Origin of the sequence: Streptomyces sp. LUP47B (assembly GCF_001746295.1) — a bacterium.
Taxonomy (GTDB): Bacteria; Actinomycetota; Actinomycetes; order Streptomycetales; family Streptomycetaceae; genus Streptomyces.
This window is the reverse complement of the sequence record NZ_MJAH01000019.1, coordinates 92095-118029: the sequence shown is the minus strand read 5'-3', so window position 1 is coordinate 118029 and position 25935 is coordinate 92095. Positions and strand designations below refer to the sequence as shown.

At 68.3% G+C, this 25935-nt stretch carries 25 protein-coding genes and 1 pseudogene; 21 read left to right on the top strand and 5 right to left on the bottom strand.

Features of this window, described 5'->3' with window-relative positions; translation table 11 throughout:
• Positions 1–235 precede the first annotated feature (235 nt).
• Positions 236–517 (top strand): HU family DNA-binding protein, encoded by a 282-nt coding sequence (locus BFN33_RS41115; protein ID WP_007382399.1) that lies wholly within the window; start codon positions 236–238, stop codon positions 515–517.
• A 493-nt stretch (positions 518–1010) separates the two neighbouring features.
• Here the strand turns inward: BFN33_RS41115 and murA are convergent, their stop codons facing one another.
• Positions 1011–2357: a UDP-N-acetylglucosamine 1-carboxyvinyltransferase gene (gene murA, locus BFN33_RS41110; protein ID WP_069765328.1), complete on the bottom strand. Its 1347-nt coding sequence runs from the start codon at positions 2355–2357 to the stop codon at positions 1011–1013.
• 253 nt (positions 2358–2610) lie between these two features.
• On the opposite strand from murA, the gene BFN33_RS41105 reads away from it, so the two are divergent.
• The 12 genes and pseudogenes from BFN33_RS41105 to BFN33_RS41055 all read left to right on the top strand — a co-directional run bounded on the left by BFN33_RS41105 (position 2611) and on the right by BFN33_RS41055 (position 15807).
• Positions 2611–3183 (top strand): YqgE/AlgH family protein, encoded by a 573-nt coding sequence (locus BFN33_RS41105; RefSeq protein WP_069765327.1) that lies wholly within the window; start codon positions 2611–2613, stop codon positions 3181–3183.
• A 270-nt stretch (positions 3184–3453) separates the two neighbouring features.
• Positions 3454–3732 (top strand): DUF3039 domain-containing protein, encoded by a 279-nt coding sequence (locus BFN33_RS41100; RefSeq protein ID WP_057610823.1) that lies wholly within the window; start codon positions 3454–3456, stop codon positions 3730–3732.
• A gap of 182 nt (positions 3733–3914) precedes the next feature.
• Entirely contained in the window at positions 3915–5210 is a 1296-nt protein-coding gene (locus tag BFN33_RS41095) for an extracellular solute-binding protein (RefSeq protein ID WP_069765326.1), read from the top strand.
• Positions 5207–6097 (top strand): carbohydrate ABC transporter permease, encoded by an 891-nt coding sequence (locus BFN33_RS41090; RefSeq protein WP_069765325.1) that lies wholly within the window; start codon positions 5207–5209, stop codon positions 6095–6097. The genes BFN33_RS41095 and BFN33_RS41090 overlap by 4 nt, the downstream gene beginning before the upstream one ends.
• Positions 6094–6927 (top strand): carbohydrate ABC transporter permease, encoded by an 834-nt coding sequence (locus BFN33_RS41085; RefSeq protein WP_069765324.1) that lies wholly within the window; start codon positions 6094–6096, stop codon positions 6925–6927. Before BFN33_RS41090 ends, BFN33_RS41085 begins: the two co-directional genes overlap by 4 nt.
• Before the next feature lies 1 nt (position 6928).
• Positions 6929–8560 (top strand): beta-N-acetylhexosaminidase, encoded by a 1632-nt coding sequence (locus BFN33_RS41080; protein WP_069765323.1) that lies wholly within the window; start codon positions 6929–6931, stop codon positions 8558–8560.
• Positions 8561–8797: 237 nt separating this feature from the next.
• Positions 8798–9691, top strand: a complete 894-nt coding sequence (locus BFN33_RS41075) for a xanthine dehydrogenase family protein subunit M (protein WP_069765322.1) — start codon at positions 8798–8800, stop codon at positions 9689–9691.
• Positions 9688–11520, top strand: coding sequence for a 2Fe-2S iron-sulfur cluster-binding protein (locus BFN33_RS41070; protein WP_069765321.1), 1833 nt, complete (start codon positions 9688–9690; stop codon positions 11518–11520). Before BFN33_RS41075 ends, BFN33_RS41070 begins: the two co-directional genes overlap by 4 nt.
• Complete coding sequence (locus tag BFN33_RS41065) at positions 11517–13826, top strand: xanthine dehydrogenase family protein molybdopterin-binding subunit (RefSeq protein ID WP_069765320.1); 2310 nt, start codon at positions 11517–11519, stop codon at positions 13824–13826. The genes BFN33_RS41070 and BFN33_RS41065 overlap by 4 nt, the downstream gene beginning before the upstream one ends.
• Positions 13823–13951, top strand: a complete 129-nt coding sequence (locus tag BFN33_RS54890; protein WP_256123013.1) for a hypothetical protein — start codon at positions 13823–13825, stop codon at positions 13949–13951. Before BFN33_RS41065 ends, BFN33_RS54890 begins: the two co-directional genes overlap by 4 nt.
• Before the next feature lie 65 nt (positions 13952–14016).
• Positions 14017–14517, top strand: a pseudogene (locus tag BFN33_RS41060) (AAA family ATPase); the annotation flags it as partial.
• Positions 14518–14649: 132 nt separating this feature from the next.
• The gene (locus tag BFN33_RS41055; protein WP_069765319.1) at positions 14650–15807 is read left to right on the top strand and encodes an SUKH-4 family immunity protein; all 1158 of its coding nucleotides are present in this window, start codon (positions 14650–14652) and stop codon (positions 15805–15807) included.
• Here BFN33_RS41055 and BFN33_RS41050 read toward each other — a convergent pair.
• Positions 15762–16349, bottom strand: a complete 588-nt coding sequence (locus tag BFN33_RS41050; protein ID WP_069765318.1) for an FABP family protein — start codon at positions 16347–16349, stop codon at positions 15762–15764. The two genes, BFN33_RS41055 and BFN33_RS41050, sit on opposite strands and share 46 nt — an antisense overlap.
• 213 nt (positions 16350–16562) lie before the next feature.
• A complete protein-coding gene (locus BFN33_RS54885; protein WP_256123018.1) occupies positions 16563–16760 on the bottom strand; it encodes a hypothetical protein in 198 nt (65 codons plus the stop codon).
• Between the two features lie 410 nt (positions 16761–17170).
• On the opposite strand from BFN33_RS54885, the gene BFN33_RS41040 reads away from it, so the two are divergent.
• The 5 genes from BFN33_RS41040 (at position 17171) to BFN33_RS50755 (ending at position 22042) form a co-directional block, all read left to right on the top strand.
• Positions 17171–18040 carry a hypothetical protein gene (locus BFN33_RS41040; protein WP_069765316.1) on the top strand — a complete coding sequence of 290 codons (870 nt, stop codon included), beginning with the start codon at positions 17171–17173 and terminating at the stop codon, positions 18038–18040.
• Positions 18037–18591, top strand: coding sequence for a hypothetical protein (locus tag BFN33_RS41035; RefSeq protein WP_069765315.1), 555 nt, complete (start codon positions 18037–18039; stop codon positions 18589–18591). The genes BFN33_RS41040 and BFN33_RS41035 overlap by 4 nt, the downstream gene beginning before the upstream one ends.
• A gap of 284 nt (positions 18592–18875) precedes the next feature.
• Positions 18876–19859 carry an MrcB family domain-containing protein gene (locus BFN33_RS41030; protein ID WP_176742601.1) on the top strand — a complete coding sequence of 328 codons (984 nt, stop codon included), beginning with the start codon at positions 18876–18878 and terminating at the stop codon, positions 19857–19859.
• A gap of 483 nt (positions 19860–20342) precedes the next feature.
• A complete protein-coding gene (locus tag BFN33_RS52835) occupies positions 20343–21026 on the top strand; it encodes a hypothetical protein (RefSeq protein WP_141758045.1) in 684 nt (227 codons plus the stop codon).
• A complete protein-coding gene (locus BFN33_RS50755; protein WP_176742600.1) occupies positions 21023–22042 on the top strand; it encodes a DUF262 domain-containing protein in 1020 nt (339 codons plus the stop codon). Before BFN33_RS52835 ends, BFN33_RS50755 begins: the two co-directional genes overlap by 4 nt.
• A gap of 106 nt (positions 22043–22148) precedes the next feature.
• Here the strand turns inward: BFN33_RS50755 and BFN33_RS41025 are convergent, their stop codons facing one another.
• Positions 22149–23396: a hypothetical protein gene (locus BFN33_RS41025; protein WP_079141292.1), complete on the bottom strand. Its 1248-nt coding sequence runs from the start codon at positions 23394–23396 to the stop codon at positions 22149–22151.
• A 158-nt stretch (positions 23397–23554) separates the two neighbouring features.
• Positions 23555–23890 carry a winged helix-turn-helix domain-containing protein gene (locus tag BFN33_RS41020; protein WP_256123012.1) on the bottom strand — a complete coding sequence of 112 codons (336 nt, stop codon included), beginning with the start codon at positions 23888–23890 and terminating at the stop codon, positions 23555–23557.
• A 515-nt stretch (positions 23891–24405) separates the two neighbouring features.
• On the opposite strand from BFN33_RS41020, the gene BFN33_RS41015 reads away from it, so the two are divergent.
• The 3 genes from BFN33_RS41015 to BFN33_RS41005 are packed head-to-tail and all read left to right on the top strand — an operon-like array spanning position 24406 to position 25921.
• Positions 24406–24696 (top strand): hypothetical protein, encoded by a 291-nt coding sequence (locus tag BFN33_RS41015; RefSeq protein WP_069765365.1) that lies wholly within the window; start codon positions 24406–24408, stop codon positions 24694–24696.
• Positions 24693–25553: a protein spdB gene (locus tag BFN33_RS41010; protein ID WP_069765312.1), complete on the top strand. Its 861-nt coding sequence runs from the start codon at positions 24693–24695 to the stop codon at positions 25551–25553. Before BFN33_RS41015 ends, BFN33_RS41010 begins: the two co-directional genes overlap by 4 nt.
• A complete protein-coding gene (locus BFN33_RS41005; protein WP_069765311.1) occupies positions 25550–25921 on the top strand; it encodes an RRQRL motif-containing zinc-binding protein in 372 nt (123 codons plus the stop codon). Before BFN33_RS41010 ends, BFN33_RS41005 begins: the two co-directional genes overlap by 4 nt.
• Positions 25922–25935: the final 14 nt, after the last annotated feature.

Below are 25935 nucleotides of genomic sequence, written 5' to 3'. Positions count from 1 at the left end.
GCGTCGCGGAACCGGGCGCTTCGGGGCACCCTCTAGGGTGGCGCCACGCCCAGGCCTCTGTTCGTGTGACCCCCTAGGGTGGTCATACGAGTCCTACGGGTGCCGGATTGGCTTTCCCGCAGCAGGTAGGGGCAGGATGCGTCCCTGGGCGCGAGCGCATCGGCTTCGCTGTGCCTCGTGTGCGGCCCCGCCGCGTGGCACACCCCAACGGCAAGAAGAACACGGGAGTAACAACATGAACCGCAGTGAGCTGGTGGCCGCGCTGGCCGACCGCGCCGAGGTGACCCGCAAGGACGCCGACGCCGTTCTGGCCGCGTTCGCCGAGACCGTCGGCGAGATCGTCGCCAAGGGTGACGAGAAGGTCACCATCCCCGGCTTCCTGACCTTCGAGCGCACCCACCGTGCCGCTCGTACCGCGCGCAACCCGCAGACCGGTGACCCGATCCAGATCCCGGCCGGCTACAGCGTCAAGGTTTCGGCGGGCTCCAAGCTCAAGGAAGCCGCCAAGGGCAAGTAAGCGCTCCGCTTCGAGCGCCGGGTGACTGCGGGCCGTCCTTCGGCTGTCGGGACGTCCGTGGCCGGCCGCGCAGTTCCCCGCGCCCCTTGAGGGCGCTCAGCACAACGCCGATGGGGCGGTCACCCGAGTCCGGGTGACCGCCCCATCGGCGTACGTACGACCGGACCCCCGCCCAAAGCGGCTGCCCCCGGCCGGCGTCGGGCGGCGGGGTCAGCCGAGGGGCTTGCCCGGGAGTTCGACCTTGGCGCCCGGTTCCACGAGCTTCTCCATGCTGTGTCTGCCCCGGGGGTGCCGCCCCGGACCCCCAGCAGATGCCGGGCGCGGTCCGGGGACGGAGGGGCGGGGCGGCGGGGTCAGCCGAGGGGCTTGCCCGGGAGTTCGACCTTGGCGCCCGGTTCCACGAGCTTCTCCATGCTGTGTCTGCCCGGGGGATGACCCCCGGACCCCCAGCAGATGCCGGGCGCGGTCCGGGGACGGAGGGGCGGGGCGGCGGTCAGCCGAGGGGCTTGCCCGGGAGTTCGACCTTGGCGCCCAGTTCCACGAGCTTCTCCATGAAGTTCTCGTAGCCGCGGTTGATGAGGTCGATGCCGTGGACCCGGGACGTGCCCTGGGCCGCCAGCGCCGCGATCAGGTACGAGAAGCCGCCGCGGAGGTCGGGGATGACCAGGTCGGCGCCCTGGAGCCGGGTGGGGCCGGAGACGACCGCCGAGTGCAGGAAGTTGCGCTGGCCGAAGCGGCAGTTCGAGCCGCCCAGGCACTCGCGGTAGAGCTGGATGTGAGCACCCATCTGGTTCAGCGCCGAGGTGAATCCCAGACGGGACTCGTAGACCGTCTCGTGGATGATCGACAGGCCGGTGGCCTGGGTGAGCGCGACCACCAGAGGCTGCTGCCAGTCCGTCTGGAAGCCCGGGTGCACGTCGGTCTCGAGCGCGATGGACTTCAACTGGCCGCCGGGGTGCCAGAAGCGGATGCCCTCGTCGTCGATCTCGAAGGCACCGCCCACCTTCCGGTAGGTGTTCAGGAACGTCATCATCGAGCGCTGCTGGGCGCCGCGGACGTAGATGTTGCCCTCGGTCGCCAGCGCGGCGGACGCCCAGGAGGCGGCCTCCAGGCGGTCCGGCAGGGCGCGGTGGTTGTAGCCGCCGAGCCGGTCCACACCCGTGACGCGGATGGTCCGGTCGGTGTCCATCGCGATGATGGCGCCCATCTTCTGCAGGACGCAGATCAGGTCCTCGATCTCCGGCTCCACCGCGGCGTTCGAGAGCTCGGTGACACCTTCGGCGAGGACGGCCGTCAGCAGGACCTGCTCGGTCGCGCCGACGGACGGGTACGGCAGCGTGATCTTTGTACCCCGAAGCCGCCGCGGCGCCTCCAGGTACTGCCCGTCCGCCCGCTTCTCGATCGTCGCGCCGAACTGCCGGAGCACCTCGAAGTGGAAGTCGATCGGCCGGCCGCCGATGTCGCAGCCGCCGAGGCCGGGGATGAAGGCGTGCCCGAGGCGGTGCAGCAGCGGACCGCACAGCAGGATCGGGATACGGCTGGAACCCGCGTGGGCATCGATGTCGGCGACGTTCGCGCTCTCGACGTGGGTCGGGTCCATCACCAGCTCGCCCGGTTCCTCACCCGGACGGACCGTCACCCCGTGCAGTTGCAGCAGTCCGCGTACGACCCGCACGTCACGGATGTCCGGAACGTTGCGCAGTCGACTCGGCTCGCTGCCCAGCAGGGCGGCGACCATGGCCTTCGGTACGAGGTTCTTCGCACCGCGGACCCGGATCTCGCCCTCCAGCGGGGTTCCGCCGTGGACAATCAGTACGTCGTCAGAGCCGTTGACGGTCATGTATCTCGCGTTCCGATGAGTCGGGCAGGGGGCAGAAGGGAAAGGGTAATCGCCGCCTACCCCCCTTCAGTAAGCCCAAGTGCCGCCCAGACACGTCATAGCTCTGTCACAACACGAACGGTTCCCTGCCGGGCACATGCGGTCACGGGCTCGGGTTGTGCGCGTGGGGCGCATCGTTGCGCTCTGAGCTGCATCCACTGCCGTAGAGGCATTGCCTCCCCACGCGGAGGGAAGATGCGGGATCATGTCTGGCATGACCGAGGTGTCCTCGCTCACAGGGCGGTTGCTCGTGGCAACGCCCGCCCTGGCGGACCCGAACTTCGACCGTGCGGTGGTGCTCCTTCTCGACCACGACGAGGAGGGCTCCCTCGGTGTCGTCCTCAACCGGCCCACCCCCGTGGATGTCGGCGACATCCTGGAGGGCTGGGCCGACCTCGCCGGTGAACCCGGTGTCGTCTTCCAGGGCGGCCCGGTCTCCCTGGACTCGGCCCTGGGGGTCGCCGTCATCCCCGGCGGCGGGGCCGTCGACGGGGCCCCGCTGGGCTGGCGCAGAGTGCACGGCGCGATCGGACTGGTCGACCTGGAGGCACCGCCGGAACTGCTCGCCTCGGCCCTCGGCAGCCTGCGCATCTTCGCCGGTTACGCCGGCTGGGGCCCCGGCCAGCTGGAGGACGAGCTGGTGGAGGGCGCCTGGTACGTCGTCGAGTCGGAACCGGGCGACGTCTCCTGCCCGTTTCCCGAGAGACTCTGGCGCGAGGTGCTGCGCCGCCAGCGCAGCGAGCTCGCGATGGTGGCCACGTACGCGGACGACCCTTCGCTCAACTGATCGAGCGTGGTGGATCACGCGCAGGCGTGCCTGGGACGGGGCTCGCACGGGCAGCGCGGCCGCGCGGGAGATCGGTCGTGGTCGCGTCCGCGCGCGCGTGCGGCTGCAATGCTCCGACGGTCCACCCGCTCCCGCTGCTCGCGACATTCGCGTCCGTGCGGGGGAGTTGTGGCGAGGCGGGGCCGGACTCGAGCACGGCGTCACCACCCGCGCCGCTCGTTGTACAAGCCAGGGATCCATAGTGCCCGGCGGTTGATTACTCTTGGCCGTATGAGCACTCTCGAGCCCGAGCGCGGGACTGGTACGGGGACCCTCGTAGAGCCGACGCCGCAGGTGTCCCACGGCGACGGCGACCACGAGCGCTTCGCCCACTACGTCCAGAAGGACAAGATCATGGCGAGCGCCCTCGACGGGACCCCCGTCGTGGCGCTGTGCGGCAAGGTGTGGGTGCCCGGCCGCGATCCCAAGAAGTACCCCGTGTGCCCCATGTGCAAGGAGATCTACGAGTCCATGGGCTCCGGGGACGACGACAAGGGCGGCGACAAGTAGGTCCGCTGCCCGGCTGAGCTTCACGAGGCCCCTGAGGCGTGTTCCACGCGCCTCAGGGGCCTCTTGCGTGTCACGAATTGGTTGAGACCTCTTGTGGGCGTGTTCATGCAAGCCATAGCCTCCGTTGCGTTGAGCGAAACCGTCATTGCATATGTTGCAACGCACGTCCGGAGGATCACTCCATGAAGCTCTCCCCCCGCCTGCCTGCCCTGCTTCTGACGGCCCTGGTCGTCACGGCCTGCGCCCCCCAGACCTCCTCCAACTCCTCCTCCGACAAGGACGACAAGACCGGCACCCTGCGCGTCTGGCTCTTCCAGGAAGTCGGCAACCAGCCGAAGAAGAAGGTCGTCGACGCCGCCGTCGCCGCCTTCGAGAAGGCCCACGAGGGCACCAAGGTCGCCGTCGAGTACATCCCGATCGAGACCCGCGCCCAGCGCGTCAAGGCCGCCTTCAACGACCCGTCCTCCGCGCCGGATGTGATGGAGTACGGCAACACCGACACCGCCGGCTATGTGAAGGACGGCGGACTCCTCGACGTCACCAAGGAGTTCGGCGCCTGGAGCGAGTCCAAGGACACCGACCCCACCGCTAGGACGTCGGTCACCGTGGACGGGAAGATGTACGGCTCGCCCTTCTACGTCGGCGTCCGCGCGCTGTACTACCGGACCGACGTCTTCAAGGAACTCGGTCTGCAAGTACCCAGAACGATGGCCGAGTTGGCCGAGACCGCCCGCAGGATCCGCGCCGCCGAGCCCGAGTTGTACGGCCTGGTCGTCGGCGGCGCCTACACGTACGGCGCGATGCCCTTCATCTGGGCCAACGGCGGCGAACTCGCCACCGGCAAGGGCGGCTCGTACGCCTCCGCGATCTCCGGTGCGGCCGCTCAGAAGGGCATCAAGGAGTACACCTCGCTCTTCACCGACGACAACTGCCCGGCCGCGAAGTGCGCCGGCATGGGCGGCAACGACACGATCACCGCCTTCGCGGCGGGCAAGGCCGGAATGGCGATCGGCGGTGACTTCAGCCATACGGCGGTGGAGGCCGGGAAGGTCAAGGGCAAGTACGCGGTGGTGCCCCTGCCCGGAGTCTCCGCGGGGTCGATCGCTCCCGCGTTCGCCGGTGGCAACAACATCGGGGTGCTGAAGAGCACGTCCCACCGGACGCTGGCGGTCGAGCTGATGGAACAGCTCACGTCGAAGAAGACGCAGGCGTCGATGTTCGACGCGATGGGCTTCCTGCCGACCTTCGCGGACGTCCGGCAGCGGGTCGCGGCCCGGCAGCCGTATGTGAAGCCGTTCGCGCAGACCCTCGCGGCCGGAACGAAGTTCGTGCCCGCGTCGCCCGCGTGGTCGCAGATCGACTCCTCGCTGGTGCTGCCGACGATGTTCCAGGAGGTCATCAGCGGCAAGAAGAGCGTGGCGGCGGCCTCCGGGGAAGCGGCGAAGAAGATGAACGACGCGTTCGGATCCGTCGGGTGACCTCGGCGACCCACCGCGCCACCCGGGCGCCCTGGCTGTATCTCGCCCCCGCCCTGGTCGTCCTCGGCGCACTGCTCGTCTACCCCATCTACCAGCTCGGCCTGATCTCCTTCTTCCAGTACACCCAGGCTCAGGTCAGCGGCGGTGCACCGACCACCTTCCAGGGCTTCGGGAACTACTCGGCGCTGTTCTCCGACCCGGAGTTCTGGCAGGTGCTGCTGGCCACCGTGCTGTTCGCGGCGGCCTGTGTCGTCTCGACGCTCGCCGTCGGGTGTGCGCTGGCGGTGCTGCTCACGCGCGTGCGTGCCGTGCCGCGGCTGGCGTTGATGCTGGCCGCGCTCGGGGCGTGGGCGACACCGGCCGTGACCGGATCGACGGTCTGGCTGTTCCTCTTCGACCCCGACTTCGGCCCGGTGAACCGGGTCCTGGGGCTCGGCGACCACTCCTGGACGTACGGGCGGCTCAGCGCCTTCTTCCTCGTCCTGCTCGAAGTCGTCTGGTGCTCCTTCCCGTTCGTGATGGTCACGGTCTACGCCGGGATCCGCGCCGTACCGGCCGAGGTGCTGGAGGCCGCCGCGCTGGACGGCGCCTCGCAGTGGCGGATCTGGCGGTCGGTGCTCGCGCCGATGCTGCGGCCGATCCTGACCGTCGTCACCATCCAGTCGGTCATCTGGGACTTCAAGGTCTTCACACAGATCTACGTCATGACGAACGGCGGCGGCATCGCGGGCCAGAACCTGGTCCTGAACGTCTACGCCTACCAGCAGGCGTTCGCCTCCTCGCAGTACAGCCTCGGCTCGGCGATCGGAGTCGTGATGCTGCTGATCCTGCTCGCCGTGACGCTCGGGTACCTGCGGCTGCTCCACCGCCAGGGGGAGGAGCTGTGAACCTGCTACGGCGTCCCTGGCGGCTGGCCGCGGAGGCCTCGGCGTTGCTCATCGCCCTGGTGGTCGCCTTCCCCCTCTACTGGATGGTGCTCAGCGCCTTCAAACCGGCCGGAGAGATCGAGTCGAGCGAGCCCCGGCCCTGGACCCTCGCGCCCTCGCTGGATTCCTTCCGGCGCGTGTTCGGACAGCAGGATTTCGGTCGGTATTTCGTCAACAGCCTTGTCGTCGCGTGCAGCGTCGTGATCGTCTCGGCGTTGATCGCGTTTCTCGCGGCGACCGCCGTGACACGATTCCGCTTCCGCTTCCGGACCACCTTGCTGATCATGTTTCTGGTGGCCCAGATGGTGCCCGTGGAGGCCCTCACCATCCCCTTGTTCTTCCAGATGCGGGACTTCGGTCTGCTGAACACGCTGGGCTCGCTGATCCTGCCCCACATCGCCTTCTCGCTGCCCTTCGCGATCTGGATGCTGAGGGGGTTCGTGAAGGCCGTACCGGAGGCTTTGGAGGAGGCCGCGTACATCGACGGGGCGAGCCGTGCGCGATTCCTGTGGCAGATTCTCTTCCCCCTCGTCCTCCCCGGCCTGGTGGCCACGAGCGTGTTCTCGTTCATCTCGGCCTGGAACGATTTCCTCTTCGCCAAGTCGTTCATCATCAGCGACACTTCGCAGTCGACCCTGCCGATGGCCCTGCTGGTCTTCTACAAGCCGGACGAGCCGGACTGGGGCGGGGTCATGGCCGCGTCGACGGTGATGACGATTCCGGTGCTGGTGTTCTTCGTACTCGTACAGCGACGTCTGGTCTCGGGGCTGGGCGGAGCGGTTAAGGACTGACGTGACTTCACTGATTCCGGCGCCGTCGAGCGTCGGCGGCGCCGACGGGCGGCCGTTCGTCCTCGACGAGGACACCGAGATCGAGTCCGGCCGGGGCGCCGCAGGCGTGGCCCGCTGGCTGCGCACCACGGTCGGCGCGGCGACGGGCCTCCCGCTGGAGCCGTACGCCTCGGGCAGGAGCCGCATCCTGCTGCGGATCACGCCGACCCTCGCCGACGAACTCGGCAGCCCCGAGGCGTACCGCCTCACCGTGGACGAGCACGCCGTCGTCATCGACGGAGCCGGCCCGGAGGGCTTGTTCTACGGCGCCCAGACCTTCCGTCAACTGCTCGGCCCCGCCGCCTTCCGCCGCGCCCCCGTCACCTCCGAGCGCGCCTGGGAGGTGACCCCGGTCACCATCAGCGACGCTCCCCGATTCCGCTGGCGCGGCCTCATGCTCGACGTGGCGCGGCACTTCATGCCCAAGGACGGCGTCCTGCGCTACCTCGATCTGATGGCCGCGCACAAACTCAACGTCTTCCACTTCCACTTGACGGACGACCAGGGCTGGCGGGTCGAGATCAAGAGGTACCCCCGGCTCACCGAGGTGGGCTCATGGCGGGCGCGTACCAAATTCGGCCACGGGGCCTCACCGCTGTGGGAGGAGAAGCCGCACGGTGGCTTCTACACCCAGGACGACATCCGGGAGATCGTCGCCTACGCCGCCGAGCGGCATATCACCGTCGTCCCCGAAATCGACGTACCCGGACACTCGCAGGCCGCCATCACCGCGTACCCGGAACTCGGCAACACCGACGTCATCGACACGACCTCCCTCACGGTCTGGGACAGCTGGGGCATCTCTCTGAACGTACTCGCCCCCACTGACAACACCCTGCGCTTCTACGAGGGGGTGTTCGAGGAACTGCTCGAGCTGTTCCCTTCCGAGTTCATTCACATCGGCGGCGACGAATGCGCCAAGGAGCAGTGGCGGGAGTCGCCCCTCGTCCAGGCCCGGATCGAGGAACTCGGGCTCGCGGACGAGGACGAGTTGCAGTCCTGGTTCATCGGACACTTCGACAAGTGGCTCTCGGCGCGCGGGCGCAGGCTCATCGGCTGGGACGAGATCCTGGAGGGCGGGCTGGCCGAAGGCGCGGCGGTCTCGTCCTGGCGCGGCTACGCGGCCGGCATCGCGGCCGCCCGCGCGGGCCACGATGTCGTCATGTGCCCCGAGCAGCAGGTGTACCTGGACTACCGGCAGGATCCGGGCGCGGACGAGCCCGTCCCCATCGCCTACGTCCGCACCCTGGAGGACGTCTATCGGTTCGAGCCCGTTCCACCGGAGTTGACGCCCGAGGAGACCACGCACGTCCTCGGCGCGCAGGCCAATGTGTGGACCGAGGTGATGGAGGACCAGGGACGCGTCGACTACCAGACCTTCCCCCGGCTGGCGGCCTTCGCCGAAGTGGCCTGGAGCGCTCTGCCCGCCCCCGCGGAACGCGACTTCGCCGACTTCGAGCGGCGGATGACCACCCACTACGAGCTGCTCGACGCCCTGGGCGTCGGCTACCGGCCGCCCAAGGGACCGCTGCCGTGGCAGAAGCGGCCCGGTGTGCTCGGCCGGCCCATCGAGGGAGCGCCTCCGAACAGGTAAGGGAAAAAGAGCCCCAAGAGTCACCGAAGAGTGTCAATCAGCACGTGTCGGTGATCCCGTGCGAAAACGGACCATCTCCCTGGTGGGGCGGGCGAATGCCGCCGAACGCCTCCTGACGGACCCCTGTCTTCGCGAGTTGCGAAGATGTGCCAGAGTTGCCACGTCCGCCCTGTCAGGACGTACCGTACGGCAGCAACAGGGCAGGACCAGGTGGGGCAGCGGGAAGGGGCAGCCGGTTTGACCACGCACACACCGCAGGCGGCGCAGGCCGTCACGCTGCCCACGACGCTGGACGAGGCCGTGGCGGCCCTCGCCGCGATGCCCGCCGCCGTTCCCGTCGCCGGCGGCACCGACCTGATGGCCGCCGTCAACTCCGGGCAGCTCAGGCCCGCCGCTCTCGTCGGCCTCGGCCGGATCAGCGAGATCCGCGGCTGGCAGTACCAGGACGGCCACGCGCTCCTCGGCGCCGGACTCACCCACGCGCGGATGGGCCGTCCCGACTTCGCCGCACTCATCCCCGCGCTGGCGGCCGCCGCCCGCGCCGCCGGGCCGCCGCAGATCCGCAACGCGGGCACCCTGGGCGGCAACATCGCCTCGGCGGCCCCGACGGGCGACGCGCTGCCCGTCCTCGCCGCCCTCGAAGCCACGCTGATCATCGCGGGCCCGGACGGAGCCCGTCGGGAGATGCCGGTCTCGCACCTGCTGGCCGGCATGGAGATGCTGCGCGCGGGCGAGCTCATCGGCTACGTGCGCGTGCCTCTGCTGCACGCCCCGCAGGTCTTCCTCAAGGTCACCGGCCGCACCGGCCCGGGCCGCGCGATGGCCTCGGTCTCGCTGGTCCTCGACCCGGCCCGGCGCGGGGTCAGATGCGCCGTCGGCGCCATAGCGCCGATGCCGCTGCGGCCCCTGGACGCCGAGCAGTGGGTCGCCCGGCTCATCGACTGGGACAACAACCGCGCGATCGTCCCGGAGGCACTGGAGGCCTTCGGCGAGTACGTGTCCGCGGCCTGCATCCCCGACCCGGCACCGGCCGCGGACGGCTCCGTGCCGCAGCATCCGCCCGCCGTACTGCATCTGCGGCGCACAGTCGCCGCGCTGGCCCGACGAGCACTGGGGAGGGCACTTTCGTGACCGACGACCAGCACGGAGAGGGCACGCCCCGGGCCGCGGGCCGCTGGGACCCGCTGCCCCAGGGTGACTACGACGACGGCGCGACCGCCTTCGTGAAGCTCCCCGAAGGGGGCATCGACGCCCTCCTGGCCTCCGCCGACAGCCCGCTCGCCGCGCCCGGTCACGGCTATGTGCCGCCGCAGATAACGGCCGCGCAGGGCGACGGGACCGACCCGGCGGCCACGGGGAACTGGGCCGTGCCGGCCGAGGGCGCGCAGTGGCCCGACCCGAGCACCCTGCCGCAGAACCAGACCGGGCAGTTCACGTACAACCCCTCGACCACGCAGCAGTGGAACGTCGAGGACACCGCGCCCGCGCCGGGCCACGACGTCACCGGCCAGTGGTCGATCCCCGTCGCCGGCGGCGACCTCCCGGACGAATCGGGCGAGTTCACCACGTCGTCCCTGGTCGAGCAGTGGGGCGGCACCCCTCCGGCGACCCTGCCGGGCGGCGCGGCCGCGCCCTGGGCGACGCAGCCGGCGCAGCCGTGGGGGGACCAGGACCAGGGCGACCCGGGAGCGGGACCCGAGCACGGCGGACCGGCCGGGGAACGACACACGCACGTGCCGCAGGGCGACCGTCACGGTGGCGGCTTCGACAACGGTCACGGTGGGACAGCGGGCGACGGCCACGCGCACATGCCCGCCGGTGACGTCGACGAGCGGCACGGTGGCCCGGCCGGTGACGCGCACGCCGTCCCGGGGGACGACACGCACCTGCCGTCCGCCGCGCACCTCGGAAGTCACGCGGTCGCCGACGCGCCGCACCGGCCCGAGCCGGACGAGGCGTCCCACGAGCCGGCCCAGGACTCCGCACAGCCGCACGCCGACAGCAACGGCCACGGCATCGGTCTCGCCGAGCCGCACGACACCGTCCAGCCCCACCACCCCGCCGAGCGCTACGGGGACAGCTCCTTCGCAACCGCCTCACAGCCCTCTCCCGGCCTCGGTGAGGCCTCGGCGCCCCCAAGGGTCTCCGAGGGTGCCGAAGAGGCCGTGGAAGCCGCTGACGGTCCCGCCGAGCCCGGTGCGGAGCACGCCCCGGCCGACGGCGGCGACGAACCGGGTCCGGAGGCCGCGGAGGAGCACGCGAGCGACTCCGACGAGAACCCCGACGACCAGGCCCCCGCGCCCCCCGGCGAGGAACACCCCCTCGCCTCCTACGTCCTGCGCGTCAACGGCGTCGACCGCCCCGTCCCCGACGCCTGGATCGGCGAGTCGCTGCTGTACGTGCTGCGCGAGCGGCTCGGACTCGCCGGCGCCAAGGACGGCTGCTCGCAGGGCGAGTGCGGGGCGTGCAACGTCCAGGTCGACGGGCGGCTCGTCGCCTCCTGCCTGGTGCCCGCGGTCACCGCCGCCGGCAGCGAGGTCCGTACCGTCGAGGGCCTCGCCGAGGACGGCCGGCCCTCCGACGTGCAGCGGGCGCTCGCCCGGTGCGGCGCCGTGCAGTGCGGGTTCTGCGTGCCCGGCATGGCGATGACCGTGCACGACCTGCTGGAGGGCAACCCCGCGCCCACCGAGCTGGAGACCCGCCAGGCGCTGTGCGGCAACCTCTGCCGCTGCTCCGGCTACCGGGGCGTCGTCGACGCCGTCAAGGAGGTCGTCGCCGAGCGCGAGGCACACGCGACGGGCGACGCTGAGACGGACGGCGACGAGGCACGTATCCCGCATCAGGCGGGCCCCGGGGGCGGAAGCGTCCACCCGTCGGCGTTCGACTCCCCGGGTTTCCCCGGCGCCGCCGGACCGCATGAGCAGACATACGGACAGGGACAGGACGGAGGCCAGGCGTGAGCAACGAAGCCGCCACCGCGACCACCGCCGCGGAGGCAGCACCCGCCCCGGAGCCGATTCCGCACGGCATCGGCGTCTCCCTGCCGCCCGCCGACGCCCGGGCGAAGACCGAGGGCACCTTCCCGTACGCGGCCGACCTGTGGGCCGAGGGCCTGCTGTGGGCGGCCGTCCTGCGCTCGCCCCACGCGCACGCGCGCATCGTGTCCATCGACACCTCCCACGCGCGTGAGATGCCCGGAGTCCGCGCGGTCGTCACCCACGAGGACGTGCCCGGCAGCCCGGTGCACGGCCGCGGCAAGGCCGACCGTCCGGTCTTCGCCTCCGAGGTCGTACGCCATCACGGCGAGCCCATCGCGGCCGTCGCCGCCGACCACCCCGACACCGCGCGCATGGCCGCGGCCGCCGTCATCGTCGAGTACGAGGTCCTCGACCCGGTCACCGACCCGGAGCAGGCATTCGAGGCCGAACCCCTGCACCCCGACGGCAACCTGGTCCGGCACATCCCGCTGCAGCACGGCGACCCTTCCGCGACCGGTGAGATCGTCGTCGAGGGCCAGTACCGCATCGGCCGCCAGGACCCCGCCCCCATCGGCGCCGAGGCCGGCCTCGCCGTGCCCCGCCCCGACGGCGGCGTCGAGCTGTACCTCGCCTCCACCGACCCGCACGCCGACCGCGACACGGCCGCCGCCTGCTACGGACTCGAGCCCGAGCGCGTCAAGGTCGTCGTCACCGGTGTCCCCGGCGCCACCGCCGACCGCGAGGACCAGGGCTTCCAGCTCCCGCTGGGCCTGCTCGCGCTCAAGACGCAGTGCCCGGTGAAGCTGACGGCCACGCGCGAGGAGTCCTTCCTGGGCCACGTGCACCGGCACCCCACCCTGCTGAGATACCGCCACCACGCCGACGCCGAGGGCAAGCTCGTCAAGGTCGAGGCGCAGATCCTGCTCGACGCGGGCGCCTACGCCGACACCTCCTCGGAGGCCCTGGCCGCCGCAGTGGGCTTCGCCTGCGGGCCGTACGTCGTCCCGAACGCCTTCATCGAGGGCTGGGCCGTCCGCACCAACAACCCGCCCTCCGGCCATGTCCGCGGTGAGGGCGCGATGCAGGTGTGCGCCGCCTACGAGGCGCAGATGGACAAGCTGGCCAAGAAGCTGGGCGTCGACCCGGCCGAACTGCGCCTGCGCAACGCCCTCGCCACCGGCGACATACTCCCGACCGGCCAGACGGTCACCTGCCCCGCTCCGGTCGCCGAACTGCTCCAGGCCGTACGGGACTTCCCGCTGCCCGCCCTCCCCAAGGACACCCCCGAGGACGAGTGGCTGCTGCCCGGCGGCCCCGAGGGCGCGGGCGAACCGGGCGCGATCCGCAGGGGCGTCGGCTACGGCCTCGGCATGGTGCACATGCTCGGCACGGAGGGCGCGGACGAGGTCTCCACGGCGACCGTACGGGTCCAGGACGGCGTCGCCACAGTGCTCTGCGCGGCCGTCGAGACCGGCCAGGGATTCACCACCCTGGCCCGCCAGATCGTCCAGGAGACCCTCGGCATCGACGAGGTGCACGTCGCTCCCGTGGACACGGACCAGCCCCCCGCCGGACCGGGCTGCCGCGGCCGTCACACCTGGGTCTCGGGCGGCGCGGTGGAGCGCGCGGCGAAGATGGTCCGCACCCAGCTGCTCCAGCCCCTGGCGCACAAGTTCGGCATGTCCACCGAACTGCTCCAGATCACCGACGGCAAGATCACCTCGTACGACGGAGTCCTGTCGACGACCGTCACCGAGGCCATGGACGGCAAGGAACTGTGGGCCACCGCCCAGTGCCGGCCGCACCCGACGGAACCCCTCGACGAAGCCGGCCAGGGCGACGCCTTCGTCGGCATGGCGTTCTGCGCGATCCGCGCGGTGGTCGACGTCGACATCGAACTCGGCTCCGTCCGCGTGGTCGAGCTGGCGCTCGCCCAGGACGTCGGCCGGATCCTCAACCCCGCCCAGCTCGAGGCCCGTATCGAAGCGGGCGTCACCCAGGGCGTCGGAATAGCGCTCACGGAGAACCTGCGCAGCGCGCGCGGGCTGATCCGCCACCCGGACCTCACGGGGTACGCGCTGCCTACGGCCCTGGACGCGCCGGAGATCCGGATCGTCAAGCTGGTCGAGGAGCGGGACGTGGTCGCCCCGTTCGGGGCGAAGGCGGCCAGCGCGGTGCCGGTGGTCACGTCCCCGGCGGCCGTCGCGTCGGCCGTACGAGCCGCGACGGGCCGTCCCGTGAACCGGCTCCCGATACGACCGCAGGCCGCCGTGGTGACGGACCGATGAGTTCCCCCGGTCAGGAGCCCCGCGAGTACGAACCGCCGCCCGGCCTGGGCAAGCTGGCCCTGTGGATCCTGCTGTTCGTGGTGGCGGCGATCGTGGTCGTGGTGGGCGGCGTGTACTTCGCGTGATGCGCGGGGTCGTGTTGGTCACCGGTGATGGGGGCACCTCCCGCGCCCTTTAGGCAGCGGGGGAGGCGGCCGGGAAGTCGACGGTGGCTCAGGCCCTGGCCGAGCGGTTGCCGAGGGCGGCGCACGTCCGGGGGGATGTGTTCCGGCGGATGATCGTGTCCGGGCGTGCGGAGTACGTGCCCGGCGCCTCCGGCGAGGCTTCGGCCCAACTCCGTCTGCGGTACCGCTTGTCGGCCGCGACGGCGGACGCGTACGCCGAGGCCGGGTTCACGGCCGTCGTACAGGACGTGGTGCTGGGCGAGGACCTGACGGCGTACGTCGGTCTTGTCCGGACCCGGCCGCTGTACGTCGTCGTCCTGGCACCGGACCCCGCAACGGTGGCCGCCCGGGAGGCCGGCCGGTCGAAGACGGGCTACGACGGCGAGGCCTGGACGATCCCCGCGCTGGACGAGGCGCTGCGGACGTCGACTCCGCGGATCGGACTGTGGCTGGACACCTCCGCACTGACCCCGGCGCGGACGGTGGAGGCGATTCTCGCGGGGCGGGAACGCGCGAGGGTGCTCTGACGTCTCCTTGGTACGGGGGCGTTGTCAGTGGTGGCGCGTAGTGTTTCGAGCAGTGGGGGACGAGCGCAGGCCCGACGGGTTAGCCGTGCCGTGCCCGGCCAGGGGACTGCGTACGAAGCACACGGGGGAGCCATGAGTACGACCGATGCCGCTGTAGCGGCGATCAGACTGACCGAGGACGAACTGCAGCCGTACATCTCACATGTGTCGACCCGCCGCTGGCTCAGCGGCCCCGGACTGCCCGGCGACAGCGACCTGTTCACCTTCGAGGAGCTGCGCCGCGAGGGCCTGCGGACGGTGGCGGACGCGACGGCCGACGCGGGCGGACGCGTCAACGAGGCTTTGTGCGACCAGCTGGTGATAGGCGGTCTGACGGATCTGCACGGCAGGGAGCGGGAGTCGGTCCTGCTCGACGGCGTCACGGGCGAGGTCTCGACGACGGCGTTCTTCCACGCCCGCCCGGACCTGATGGACCGCACCCCGCTGGCCCCCTCGCTCCCCACCCTGGTCCGCTTCGCGACCGCGACGGACGAACTGACGGAGGTGCGCGGCCAGTTCGCGGCGTACGCCGGCCGCTTCGGTCCTTCGGCCGTGGAGGAGGCGACGCGTCAGCTGCTGACGGTGTTCGAGGAGGGCACGGGCGGTGAGGTGCCGACGTTCTGGAAGATCGCTGCCCTGATCCGCCCCCTGGCCCTGGTGGCGGGTCCGGGCACGGCGTCCGGCCTGGCCGTGGACCTCCCGCCGCGCCTCCTCGACCAGGAGTTCGGCCGCAGTCACGTCGTCCGCTTCGAGGACATCGACTTCCCGTCCACGCTCACGCACGCCCCGACCCGCCGCTTCCTGGCGGAGACGGGCCTGCCCGAGGACGCCGTCCTCTTCCACACCGACCCGGACGCCCCGCTGCCGACGCTCGCGGAGCACCGGGCAGGCCAGCTGGTCGCCCTCCCGCCCCGCGCCGAACACCTGATCGTCCTGGGCCATCTGATCGAGGACAACACCCTGGTGGTCGACGGCGAGACGGGCGCGGTCCTGAACTGGAGCGAGCGGGAAGCGACCCTCCACCCGCTCAACACCGACATCTCCACCCTCGCCTTCACCCTCTGGCTCCTGCACCGGGAGCGTCAGATAGACGAGTCGCTCGCCCACGAGCTGACGAACACGCTGTACGTCCAGGTCGCCAAGACGATGGTCCGGGCGCTGTCCACCATCGACCCGACGGGCACGACGACGGACGCCGACTGGCACTACTGGACCGAGCTGTTCCAGGACGAGGTGGGCGGGGTGCTCTGACCGACCTCTCGGCGCAGGGTCGCCGAGAGGTGGTGCTGCAGGGGCTGCCCGACGGCCGCGAGGTCGTGGACGAAGTCGAGAGTGTCGGCGTCGGCGAGGGTGTAGCGGCGACGGGTGGCGGTCACGTCCTTGGCGGTGGGCGTCAGCGCCACGGAGTGCGTGGAGAGATCGACCGCGCCCTCTTGTGCATGTCCGACCAGGACCTCCGTGATGCCGGTGGGCTGGCTGACCAGCGCCTCCACCCGGCCGTCCGTCTGAAGCCGCCACCACCCGCTCTCCCGCGCCGCGGGCCGCAACGGCGCGCCATCACCGTCGATCAGCCAGGCCCGTGCCTCGTACCGGAGGAAGGGACGTCCATCGTGCCGAAAACTGACCTCCTGCGCATACGCGAAGTCATCGTCGAGCGTCGGATACCCACCTCGTCCCTGCCCCCGCCACACCCCCAGGAACCCGAGCACGGGCTCGAGCAGCACATGCGGACCAGGCGCGTCGTCCGCCCGCAGGGCATCTGCAAAGGGAGGCTCCGCCACACTCTCGACCACGCCCGCACTCCTCACTCACGACCACTACCGCCCGCAAGCCTAGAACGCGGCACAGCCGAAGGGGCGGCACCCTGAACAGGATGCCGCCCCTTCCCACAACAGAGGCCGTGGCGGGAATCGAACCCGCGTAACTCGCTTTGCAGGTTTGTCTGTGCTGGTCAGAGGTCGATCCGGACGGGTTCGGTGGCGTTCAGGCCCGTACGGATGCTGTGATCACCGAGACACAGTGAACGACTCTGGACAGCCTCGGACGGGGATGAACGAGACGGAAACTGAGACGGGCGCGACCGGCTCCAGGAAGCCGAGTGCGCTCTCCGGCCGGCAGCACGGGCGCGCCTTCACCTGCTGGCGCAGCGCGTCGAGCGTCTGCGCGCGGGTCGCTGTGCGGCACCGCTCGCTCTGGCATGCCACCCAACAGTCCCCGGTGTGCACGGCGTCGACGTTCTGCCGGTTGAGGCCGTACTGGACGAGCAATTGGTGCGGGGATGGGCGCCTTTCCTGACTTCGCCGGCGCTCCGCCTCCCGGCGCTCCTCGTCCAGCGATCCAGCGGTCGAGCTTAGCCACGGCCGCTGTCGCTTGGTGGACCAATACCGCTTGCTGCAGGGGTTCTCGATGGTTCCTTGCGAACGGCTGCAGAAGGCGATGCAATGAGGTGCATTCCTACGACGTGCGGACGAGGCTCCGGGATGGGCGGGGGTACGACTTCAGTGCTGGCGCACGTGTTCGCAGGGCCGGTCTGGCCTATGGAAAGTTCGGTGACCTCTAGGGAGTTTGATTGGCATGGTGCCTCCTCCCTGAAGTGCACATAGCGGGAGGTGTCATGGCAGCCGAAGGTGTGGATGGGCCGGGCGGCCGGGGAGCGTTCGGACGCCGACTTCTGCTGGCGGTCGACGTGCACGGGTACGGCCGTGTCGACAAGACGATGCAGCGCCAGTTCCGCGAGCAGATGACACGGTTGCTTGACGAAGCAGCCGACGGCGCCGGGCTGAACCGCGCACGATGGTCGATGCAGGAAGGTGGGGACTCGTTGTTCGCTGTCCTACCCGAGACCGTCTCCTATCCCGCGCTGCTCGGCGACTTCATGGTCATGCTGTACGCCGGTCTACGCGCCCTCAACCGCGACCGAACGGCGCAGGCCAGGCTGCGGCTCAGGGTGGCCGTCCACGTCGGTTCGGTCTCGCTGGGCGCCAACGGTTTTAACGGACTGGCTCTGGTCGAGATTGGTCGCATCCTCAACTGCGCAGCCCTGCGAAACGCCATGGCGGTGGCACCGGATGCCTCCCTGGCCGTCGCCGTGTCGGCGACCGTCTTCCGTGATGCCGTGCAGGGCGGGTCCACGGTCATTGGGCCGGAGGAGTTCCGGCAGGTCCCTGTCGAGGAAAAGGAGTACCGAGGGGAGGCTTGGGTCTGGGTCCCTGGTGTCAGTCGTACCTATTTGGCCGAGGAAGCCCGCACGGTCAGTTCGCCGCCGGTTGACGAGCACCCGGCTCAGCCCGCCGGGGCCGATCGGAGCGCCCGGGAAGAAGAGGAGCCCCTCACGCGGGATGAGGCGGCCGTTGTAGCCATTGATTCTAGGAAGACCATCGACCACGCCTTGGCACGCCTCTTCCTTAGTCTCGGCCCACCGCCGAACCCCATCGAGCTCGACAAAGAACCCGTCTCCAGCGGCGATGGAGGTGCTAGGCAGTGAGCCTCGACGACAGCGGCACTCTGCCAACCCCGCAGCCCGCGACGCGCCAGGACCCCGTTCTGTCGGCGGGTATGGACATCGCTATGAAGTGGGGTGAGGTCCTCGGCCCGGAGAAACTGGAGATCGCTCTCAAAGCCCTTGAGCCGCAGCTAAAGCGTGACCACCTGACCTTAATGAAGCGGCTAGACATGCAGCGCGAAGCAGCTGAGCGCGCAGATACGGCCGCTGCAGCAGCAGCCGAGCGTGAGGCCCACGAAAGGGCGGCAGCAGCTGAGCGTGCGGCCCGAGACAGGCAGGAGCAGCTTAGGCACAGCCGGCACATGGCCGGACTCGTTGTTGGTGCTGTCGTGGCCATTGCGATGCTGGGTGCCGGCGTTTACGTCGCGCAAGAGGCTTGGTGGCTCGCCACCCTCCTGTGCGGGCCCAGTCTCCTTGCTCTGGCCAAGATCTTTGTACTGCGGCGCAGCGACCCCGATGACATGAAGTTCGTCTCCAATACGGCCCGCACTTCGACGAATTCGGCTTCTCAAGCCCAGCCGCCCGCGCCCTAACACTGGGGCGGCGGCCTTGCGCCTAGCCCCACCGCCGCGCCACGCTTCCTGCGCCGGACCGGATGCCACAGGCCCCAAGCCTGGCCTCTCAATCGTGACTTGACCAGCATGGCCGTCAACGCCCCATCGCTCAGGGTGAGTCGGCAGGGGAGGGCCTAGTGTCAGTGGGGCCACATACGATCCTCGACATGACGCTACGCGAGTACTTCCACGAGGTTGGCACTACGTACGACCGGACGGCTGGGACAGGATCGTCCGCCGCGAGGCTACTGAGGTCAGCGCCCGTGGTCTTCGAGCCGTACGTACCCGCGAGCTACATCATCAAAGGAAGCGCGGGGAACGGCGCGGGGGCTTTCTGTCCTTGGGCGGCGTTCTTCGATCCCGACGAGACGAACACGGCGACGCGCGGCATGTACCTCGTCTACCTCTTCGCTGAGGACATGCAGACCGTCTCGCTCAGTCTGAACCAGGGCGTCACGGAGTTGCGCGAGACGTTTGGCGCCCGCGAGGCAGAACAGCGTCTCCGGAGCGAGGCCGAGGCCATTCGAGGTGCCTTCCCAGAAGATCTGAGCAGTGGGCTGGAAGATGTAATCAACCTGGGTGGTCGGTCCGGTCTGCCGCGAGCTTACGAGGCAGGCAACATCCTCGCCCGTGTCTACGAGGTTGATGCTCTGCCGACGGAAGAGGGATTGAAGCTCGATCTTCGAAAGATGATCCAGCTGTACCAGGACGCGTTGGTCCTGCGCGAGGACCTGCGAAGCACCACGCGAGACGTGATTACCACAATCAAGCCGAAGGACGAGGGCGAGCAAGACCCGCTCCTCTACTTTGCCCCCAAGAACGATGACGAGTACATCCAAAAGATCACCGCCCGAGAGCTCACCAAGAGCCGAAAGCACGAGACGCTCGTCAAGCGCTACGGGACGTTCCTTGCCGAGGCCGGTTTCACTGCCGGGACGAACGTCCACCCTCGCGACCTGGTTGCCAGGCGCGATGGTGACGATTGGCTGATCGAAGCCAAGGTGGTCCGCCGTGGCAACGTCAGCCACGCCGTGCGGGAGGCAATTGGCCAACTCGCCACGTATGCCTTCCTGCTGTACTCAGCGGATGCTCAGCCGCGCCGTATGGCTCTGTTCACCGAGCCCATCGGTGATGTGTACGTGCGCCTGCTTGACCATCAGGGGATCGCGTCTGTTTGGCCAACGGAGGATGGCTGGGCCGGATCATCGGAGGCCGTGGATGCCGGCCTTGCCCAGAAGGAGGCCTAAGCACCCACTCGGGCGGAGCCGGCATGTGGCTCGGCAGCGCCCCACAGGTACCCCGGACGACAGACACAACGACCGACGCCCAGGGCCTGGCCGCTTGATGCGGTCCAGCCCTGGGGTGGCTGCATACGAGATTCGAAGTCTTGAGAGGTTGCCTCCAACACGCTTTCCAACTGTCCGCGCGGCCATCCGGGGGCGTTCGTAGACGTTCGCGGTGCAGGTCAGAGGGGATGCGCGTACGGCAGCGAACGGTGGCGGCCGTACGGGCGCTGGACAAAGACCAGGACAACGAACGGTTGCCGAACGGGCCTGGCGAGACGAGATCCTGGCCAGTGACGGCCGTACATCCCGATGCGAACTACGGACAGTGCGGTCACTGAAGTCCGACTTTGCGTAAATCGGGATGTTCCGCCTGAATTTCTACTGGCGCGTAACTTCTAACGCGACGTCACCAGATTCAGGCATGAAGGGCTAGACTGCTCAACTGTGCCAGTAGCGAAAGCTTTACTGCTGCACACGATTGCCTGCACTGGTCAATTGAACGGGGTGGCCCTGTTGAGCGCCGCGAATGATAGCGAGCTCGAAAGCGCAATTAGTCGTGCGTTGGTTGAATTCCAGGAAGGGCTAAAGAGGCATGATGGCCCTCTCCCCGTAGTGCGTGAGTTTTTGACTCATGGGTCTTGTGTAGCCATTGATCGCGCAACGCATGCAATGCTTCGCGAGGCCGTGGCTAGCGCACTCGGCGTTCACCCTAACCGAGATGTGTACACCGTAGGATCGGCGAAGCTGGGTTTTAGCATTAAGCCGAAAGCGCGATACCGCCCCTTTAGTGACACGTCCGACGTTGACATCGCGGTAGTTTCTCCAGAAATTTACACAAGTCTTTGGCGTCAAGTTCGCTCATTCCAGTCAGAAAAGGGGATATGGAAGGCTGACCAGGAGCGAATGTTCAAGCTACGCCATTTTTGGGGTTCGATTCACCTGTCTGATATTCCTCGCTCACCGCTTATTCCAACCCAGGAAAAGCTATGGGAGCTTGGGCGATCTCTTCAGCGCGCCAGAGTTGCCGGGCCGTACCGGGTTACCTTTGCTATTTGGAATGAAATGGAATCTCTGGAGAACTACCAGTGTCGCGCGGTGGCGGCATGTCAGGAGACGAGCCAACTGTGAAGACGACTGCTACTAACAAGAAGATCCGCCAGCTTTTGACTGCGGTGAGTGATGGAAGTCTGATCCTTAAGCCCGAGTTTCAGCGGCGACTCGTATGGACCGATAAGCATAAGCAGGAATTTATTCGGACGGTCCTCGAAGGGCTTCCTTTTCCTGAGATCTTCTTGTGTGATGGGGATGTCGACCTGACCACTGGGCGGGGTAATCAGCAGGTCGTTGATGGTCAGCAGCGACTCACAACCCTGTATCAGTATTTCACTGCGTCTAAGGATTTGAAGCTGGGGCCCATCGATTCCTATGAAAGCCTTGATGACGGCGTAAAGCTTGCTTTTCTCAACTATGACGTCGTAGTTCGAGACCTTGGCGAACTAACTGATCAAGATGTTCGCAACGTCTTCACGCGGATGAATTCCACCAATTACGGTCTAAATGCGATGGAGGTTAATCACGCTCGATTTGATGGCGCGCTTAAGCGTGCTGCGGAGGGCGTGAGTGAATGGCAGTTCTTTGACACTCATCGAGTCTTCAATGCTGTTGATATCCGGCGAATGAATGACATTAAGTGGTGCTTGACTCTTATCATCACTATGATCTCCGGGTACTTTAGCCGGGATGTTGAACACGAGACCTATCTTGAGCAATACAATGACGAATTCCCGGAATGGGGTGAAGTGGAAGATAAATTGGATCGAACGTCCAAGCTGATCGAAGGTCTGAGTGTAGACGGTTCGAGTCGAATGTGGCAGAAGAATGACCTGTTCACTCTAATGGTAGAGCTGTCAGATCTTGGCCCAGAGAACTGCAGTGACGTGGAAGCGTTTGGTAAGCAGCTGAGCACTTTCTATGCGGAAGTCGACGGTATCTCCGAGGGGGCGCAGCCGAAGGTATTTGGCCAGACTGCTGAGCAGTATCGAGTGGACGTTATCTCGGGAACAAATGAGCGAGCTCGCAGGATCAGGCGAGGCGACATTATTCGAGACATTGCCAAGCCGTTCTTCTCGTCGACTGACAGCTAGGCCAGTCGCTAGGCGTTGATGTCAGGGCCCTGCGGCGAGCTGGGGAAAGCGAAACGGACACGGTGCGACCTCGAAGTGGGGTTCCGTCCGTGTCCGTTCTATCTGATCAGGAAGGCAGGAATCCCGGCTTATCCCTGCCGAGTTCTTGCAGGCGGTTTAGGTATCCCTGTGCAGCCGGTTCGGTGCTGTAGCGCTTCCTCACGACAGCCGCGAGTTCTCGACTGGTCATAATCAGGGATGGCACAGACTGACGCTCGCCCTGTAGGGCGCGCTCGCCGTGGATGAGGGCTTGTTCGAGGTCGCCCTCTCGCGCTGCGGTGACCCCCAAAGTGACCCGCGCTTCGGCATTCCGCATGGGAGACCGCTCCGTACCGTCGAAGTCCGTTCCCGCACGCAGAACCTCTTCCGCGAGTGTCCGCGCAAGTCGGTCCTCCCCCACCAGTCGGTAGCAGTCCATCGCGTAGAAGTCGAACTTGGCGGGGTCGACGACGAAATGGTTGTCGAGGTTCTCGGGATACGGCATGCCCTCAAGTAGCCGGCGCCCCTTGTCGAGGGCCACCTCAACCTGTCGACGGTCCCCGAGTCGTGCCCATGCCTTGGCTTCCTGGCCGGCGAGCTGCACGGCGACGCCGTGGTGTGCTGCGGTCTCTGCCCCGGCTTGCGCGGCTGCGATGACCCCGCGATAGTCGCCGGTCGTGAGGGCGAACCATGCCCGCATCTCGTGTGCCCACCCGGCCACTTCGGCGTGGTCAGACTCCGTCGCGAGCGACAGAGCGGCACGCCGCGTTGATTCGGCCGCATGGCGGTCCCCCGTGTCGTACTCAACGCAGCCGACCAGCAAGGCGAGCCAACCGGACAGGGCGAGTACCTCGCGATGCTGGGCAAGGGTGAGGCTCTTCGTGTGCAGGTCAACCACGCGGCGGAGCCACTGCCGTCCTTCGATGAGGAGCTGTTCGCTCGGCATGAACGGGTACTCAGAGCAGAGACGATCCGCGGTGATCCGGAGAGCATCGAGCGTCGCGCTGTCAACGTCGGAACGGTTCAGACGACTCACGATCTCCAGGGTCTCCATGCCGCTCGCCGCCAAGATCTCCTTGTCTCCATCCCGGCGAGACGGCGCAGGGAAGAGGGCGTGCGTCACCGTCCCGAACACGGCCGCGATGATCGGTTGATAGAAGTCGTTCGGTGCTTGGCCAGACTCCCAGCGCTTCCACTGGCGAATCATGCTGTCCTCTGCTGGCAGCTCCGTCGGCGCATGCGCACGCAGGGCCCTGACCGCGTCACGCTGTGACCAGTCGCGCGCCTGTCGTTCGGCAGCGATGCGTCGCGCCCATGCGGGCCTGTCGTCAGTCATGCGCCCTCCTCCGAGTGCCTACTCCGAGTCTCGCGCGCGGGCAGGGGGGACAGGGAAGGGGACAGGGGGGTGTCACTGGACATGTCCCCGCCTCCCCCTCGCCGTCCCCTGGCTGTCACTTACCTCACACACTCCGTTACTCCCATGCTGGTTGCAGATCAAGCGCCACCCGGTGCGGAGCGGCTTTCCAGCGCTTCGAGTCGTTCGGTCAACGTCTGGAGTTGGGAGCGGATTTCCTTGATGTCATCACGTACGTCGCCGCTGGGGGCAGACCCATCGCTGACGAAATTGCCCAGGTTCCCCGCGGACACGATCAACCCTTCGGCCCTGAGCGCGGCTAGCCCGTTCTGGATGGTCTGGCTGGCGTACCCGAAGCGGTCCATCAGCTCGCGCTGAGAGGGGAGTTTCTCCCCCGGCTTCATCTTCTTGATGTCGTCGCGCAGCGCGTCTGCGACCTGCACCGCCTTCGGCTTGGGCCCTCCTGTGACAGTCATGCCTTGAGGGTACCCACCACAGCGAACTAGTGCGCATCACCTCTTGAGGGTTGTGCACCACAGCAGACTAGTGCAAGCTAGCTAGCGAGGGGTCGTCCCGGACCAAGGGGACAACTGCTTGACCTGCACCAATAGCGCCCGGATGCACGGCCCGGAGCAAGCGCTACCAAGAACTCAACAGGGTGCCGACCCAGCCACCTGGACATGGGTGGTCGATGGGTGCGGGTCACCATCCCGACCGCCCATGTCGGGCCGGGTGACCTGCCCGGATCCGCCCTACGGGGCGGTGACGGCATTGATTGATCTGACATGCACAGCACCTTCGCGAGGGCCTGTTCCTCGCTTAAGCCCCGATGGTCTTCGGGCCGGGTTCGACTCCCGGCCGGGGCGCTTGGCCTGCCGCTTCTTGCGGCGTTGGCCTGCGTACCGAGCGCGCTGGCACTCCCGGACAGGACAGCCCGCCGTGCTCGGTCTCCTTTCCCGACGTAGCACTGAGGAGAGACCCCATCATGCGTATGCGCACTTTCGTCGCCGGCCAAGAGGCGCACGGCGACATCGAGTTCGCGGAACTGGCGCTCGGTATCGACGTCGACCTGTTCCGGGGCCCGCTGGAGTTCGAGACGGACGGCGAGCGTGCCGCCCGCGAGGACGCGGCCCGTGACGTCCTTGCCGACCTGGTCGCGGAGGCGGAGGCCGGTGACGAGATCGCCGGTTGGGACGCCCTGTACGCCGACGCGCTGACCCGTACCGTGCCGTTCCTGCGTTCCGTGCGCGGCCACCGGGCCGGGACGGGGGAAGCGGCATGAGGGCCAAGACCGTACTGCCCGCGGTCGCGATGACGGCGGTGTCCATGGTCCTCACCCTGGCCGTGGTCATTATGTGGCTGGGCACGGCCGTGCCGTGGCCGGTCGCCCTGGTCGTCGGACTCGGCATCGACGGGGGATGGCTGGCCACCCTCGCCTACGAACGCCGCCTTGCCGCGCAGGGCGACCACAGCCGGATCGTCACCGGGGTCGGCTGGTTCTTTGGTCTGATCGCGGCCGGTGTCCTGGTCGCCCACGCGCTGACCGCCGAACAGTCGGCCGGCGCGTGGCTGGCCGTGGCGTGGCTGCCGATCGCCGCGAAGGCCCTGTGGCTAGTTCACGGACTGTGGGAGCGCACCGCGCTCACCACCGCCGCCCTGGACGCGATCCGGGGCATTCAGCAGGAGGCGCGGGATGAGGCGGCCGTGGCGCGTGCCCGGCTGCGGGCGGACGCCGCGACCGAGGAGACCCGGCTGACGGCCGTGACGGGGGCCGGTGCCCGCGTCGCACGCGTGCAGGCCAAGACCGCCAAAACCCTCTCCCGGGCGTGGTCCACATTGGAGGAGACGCGGCAGGGCGAGGACACCGGCAGGGCGCTGACCAGCGTGACGAGCCGCGTCACAGCCGACGTCACGCCCCGCTGGGAGCTCCCCGTGTGGGGTCCCACCGAACCGGTCCCCGCCCTCTCTCTGGAGTCGGGTCCCGCGCTCACCGACGCGGCCCTTGACGCCCTGGTTGACGAGATCACGCACAGCGAGACGCCTGCCCTGTCGTATCGCGAGATGGCTGCCCGGTTTCGCCAGGCTGGTCATTCCGCGTCCGAGGTCCGCCTTCGGGCCGCGTGGAAGCGCGTGGCGTGAGCGCGCGGTTTTGGGACCCGGACGGCACCACGTTCGGTATCCCTACCTACCCGTGGCGCTTGGCGCCGGACGGCTTCGCCACCCGCCGCCAACTCCGCCTCCGCGGGTTGCGCCCGGGTGGTCAGGAGATCGCGGCTCAGGTCTTGCGCCGGCGTCGACGGCGAGGGCCGCTGACGGCGTACCTGTACCGCGTCGACCTCGCTCTGCCGGTGCGGCCGATGACCCCGGCGAGGTGGGCGGCCCTGGCCAAGGCCAATGCCGCTCGCCGTCGTTGCCCCGAGTGTCGCCGCGATGCCGGATACGTCATCCCGACCACGCTCGGCATGTGTGTGACCTGCGCCTTTCCCGAGGAACAGCGCGCCGCTTGAACCACCTCGAATCC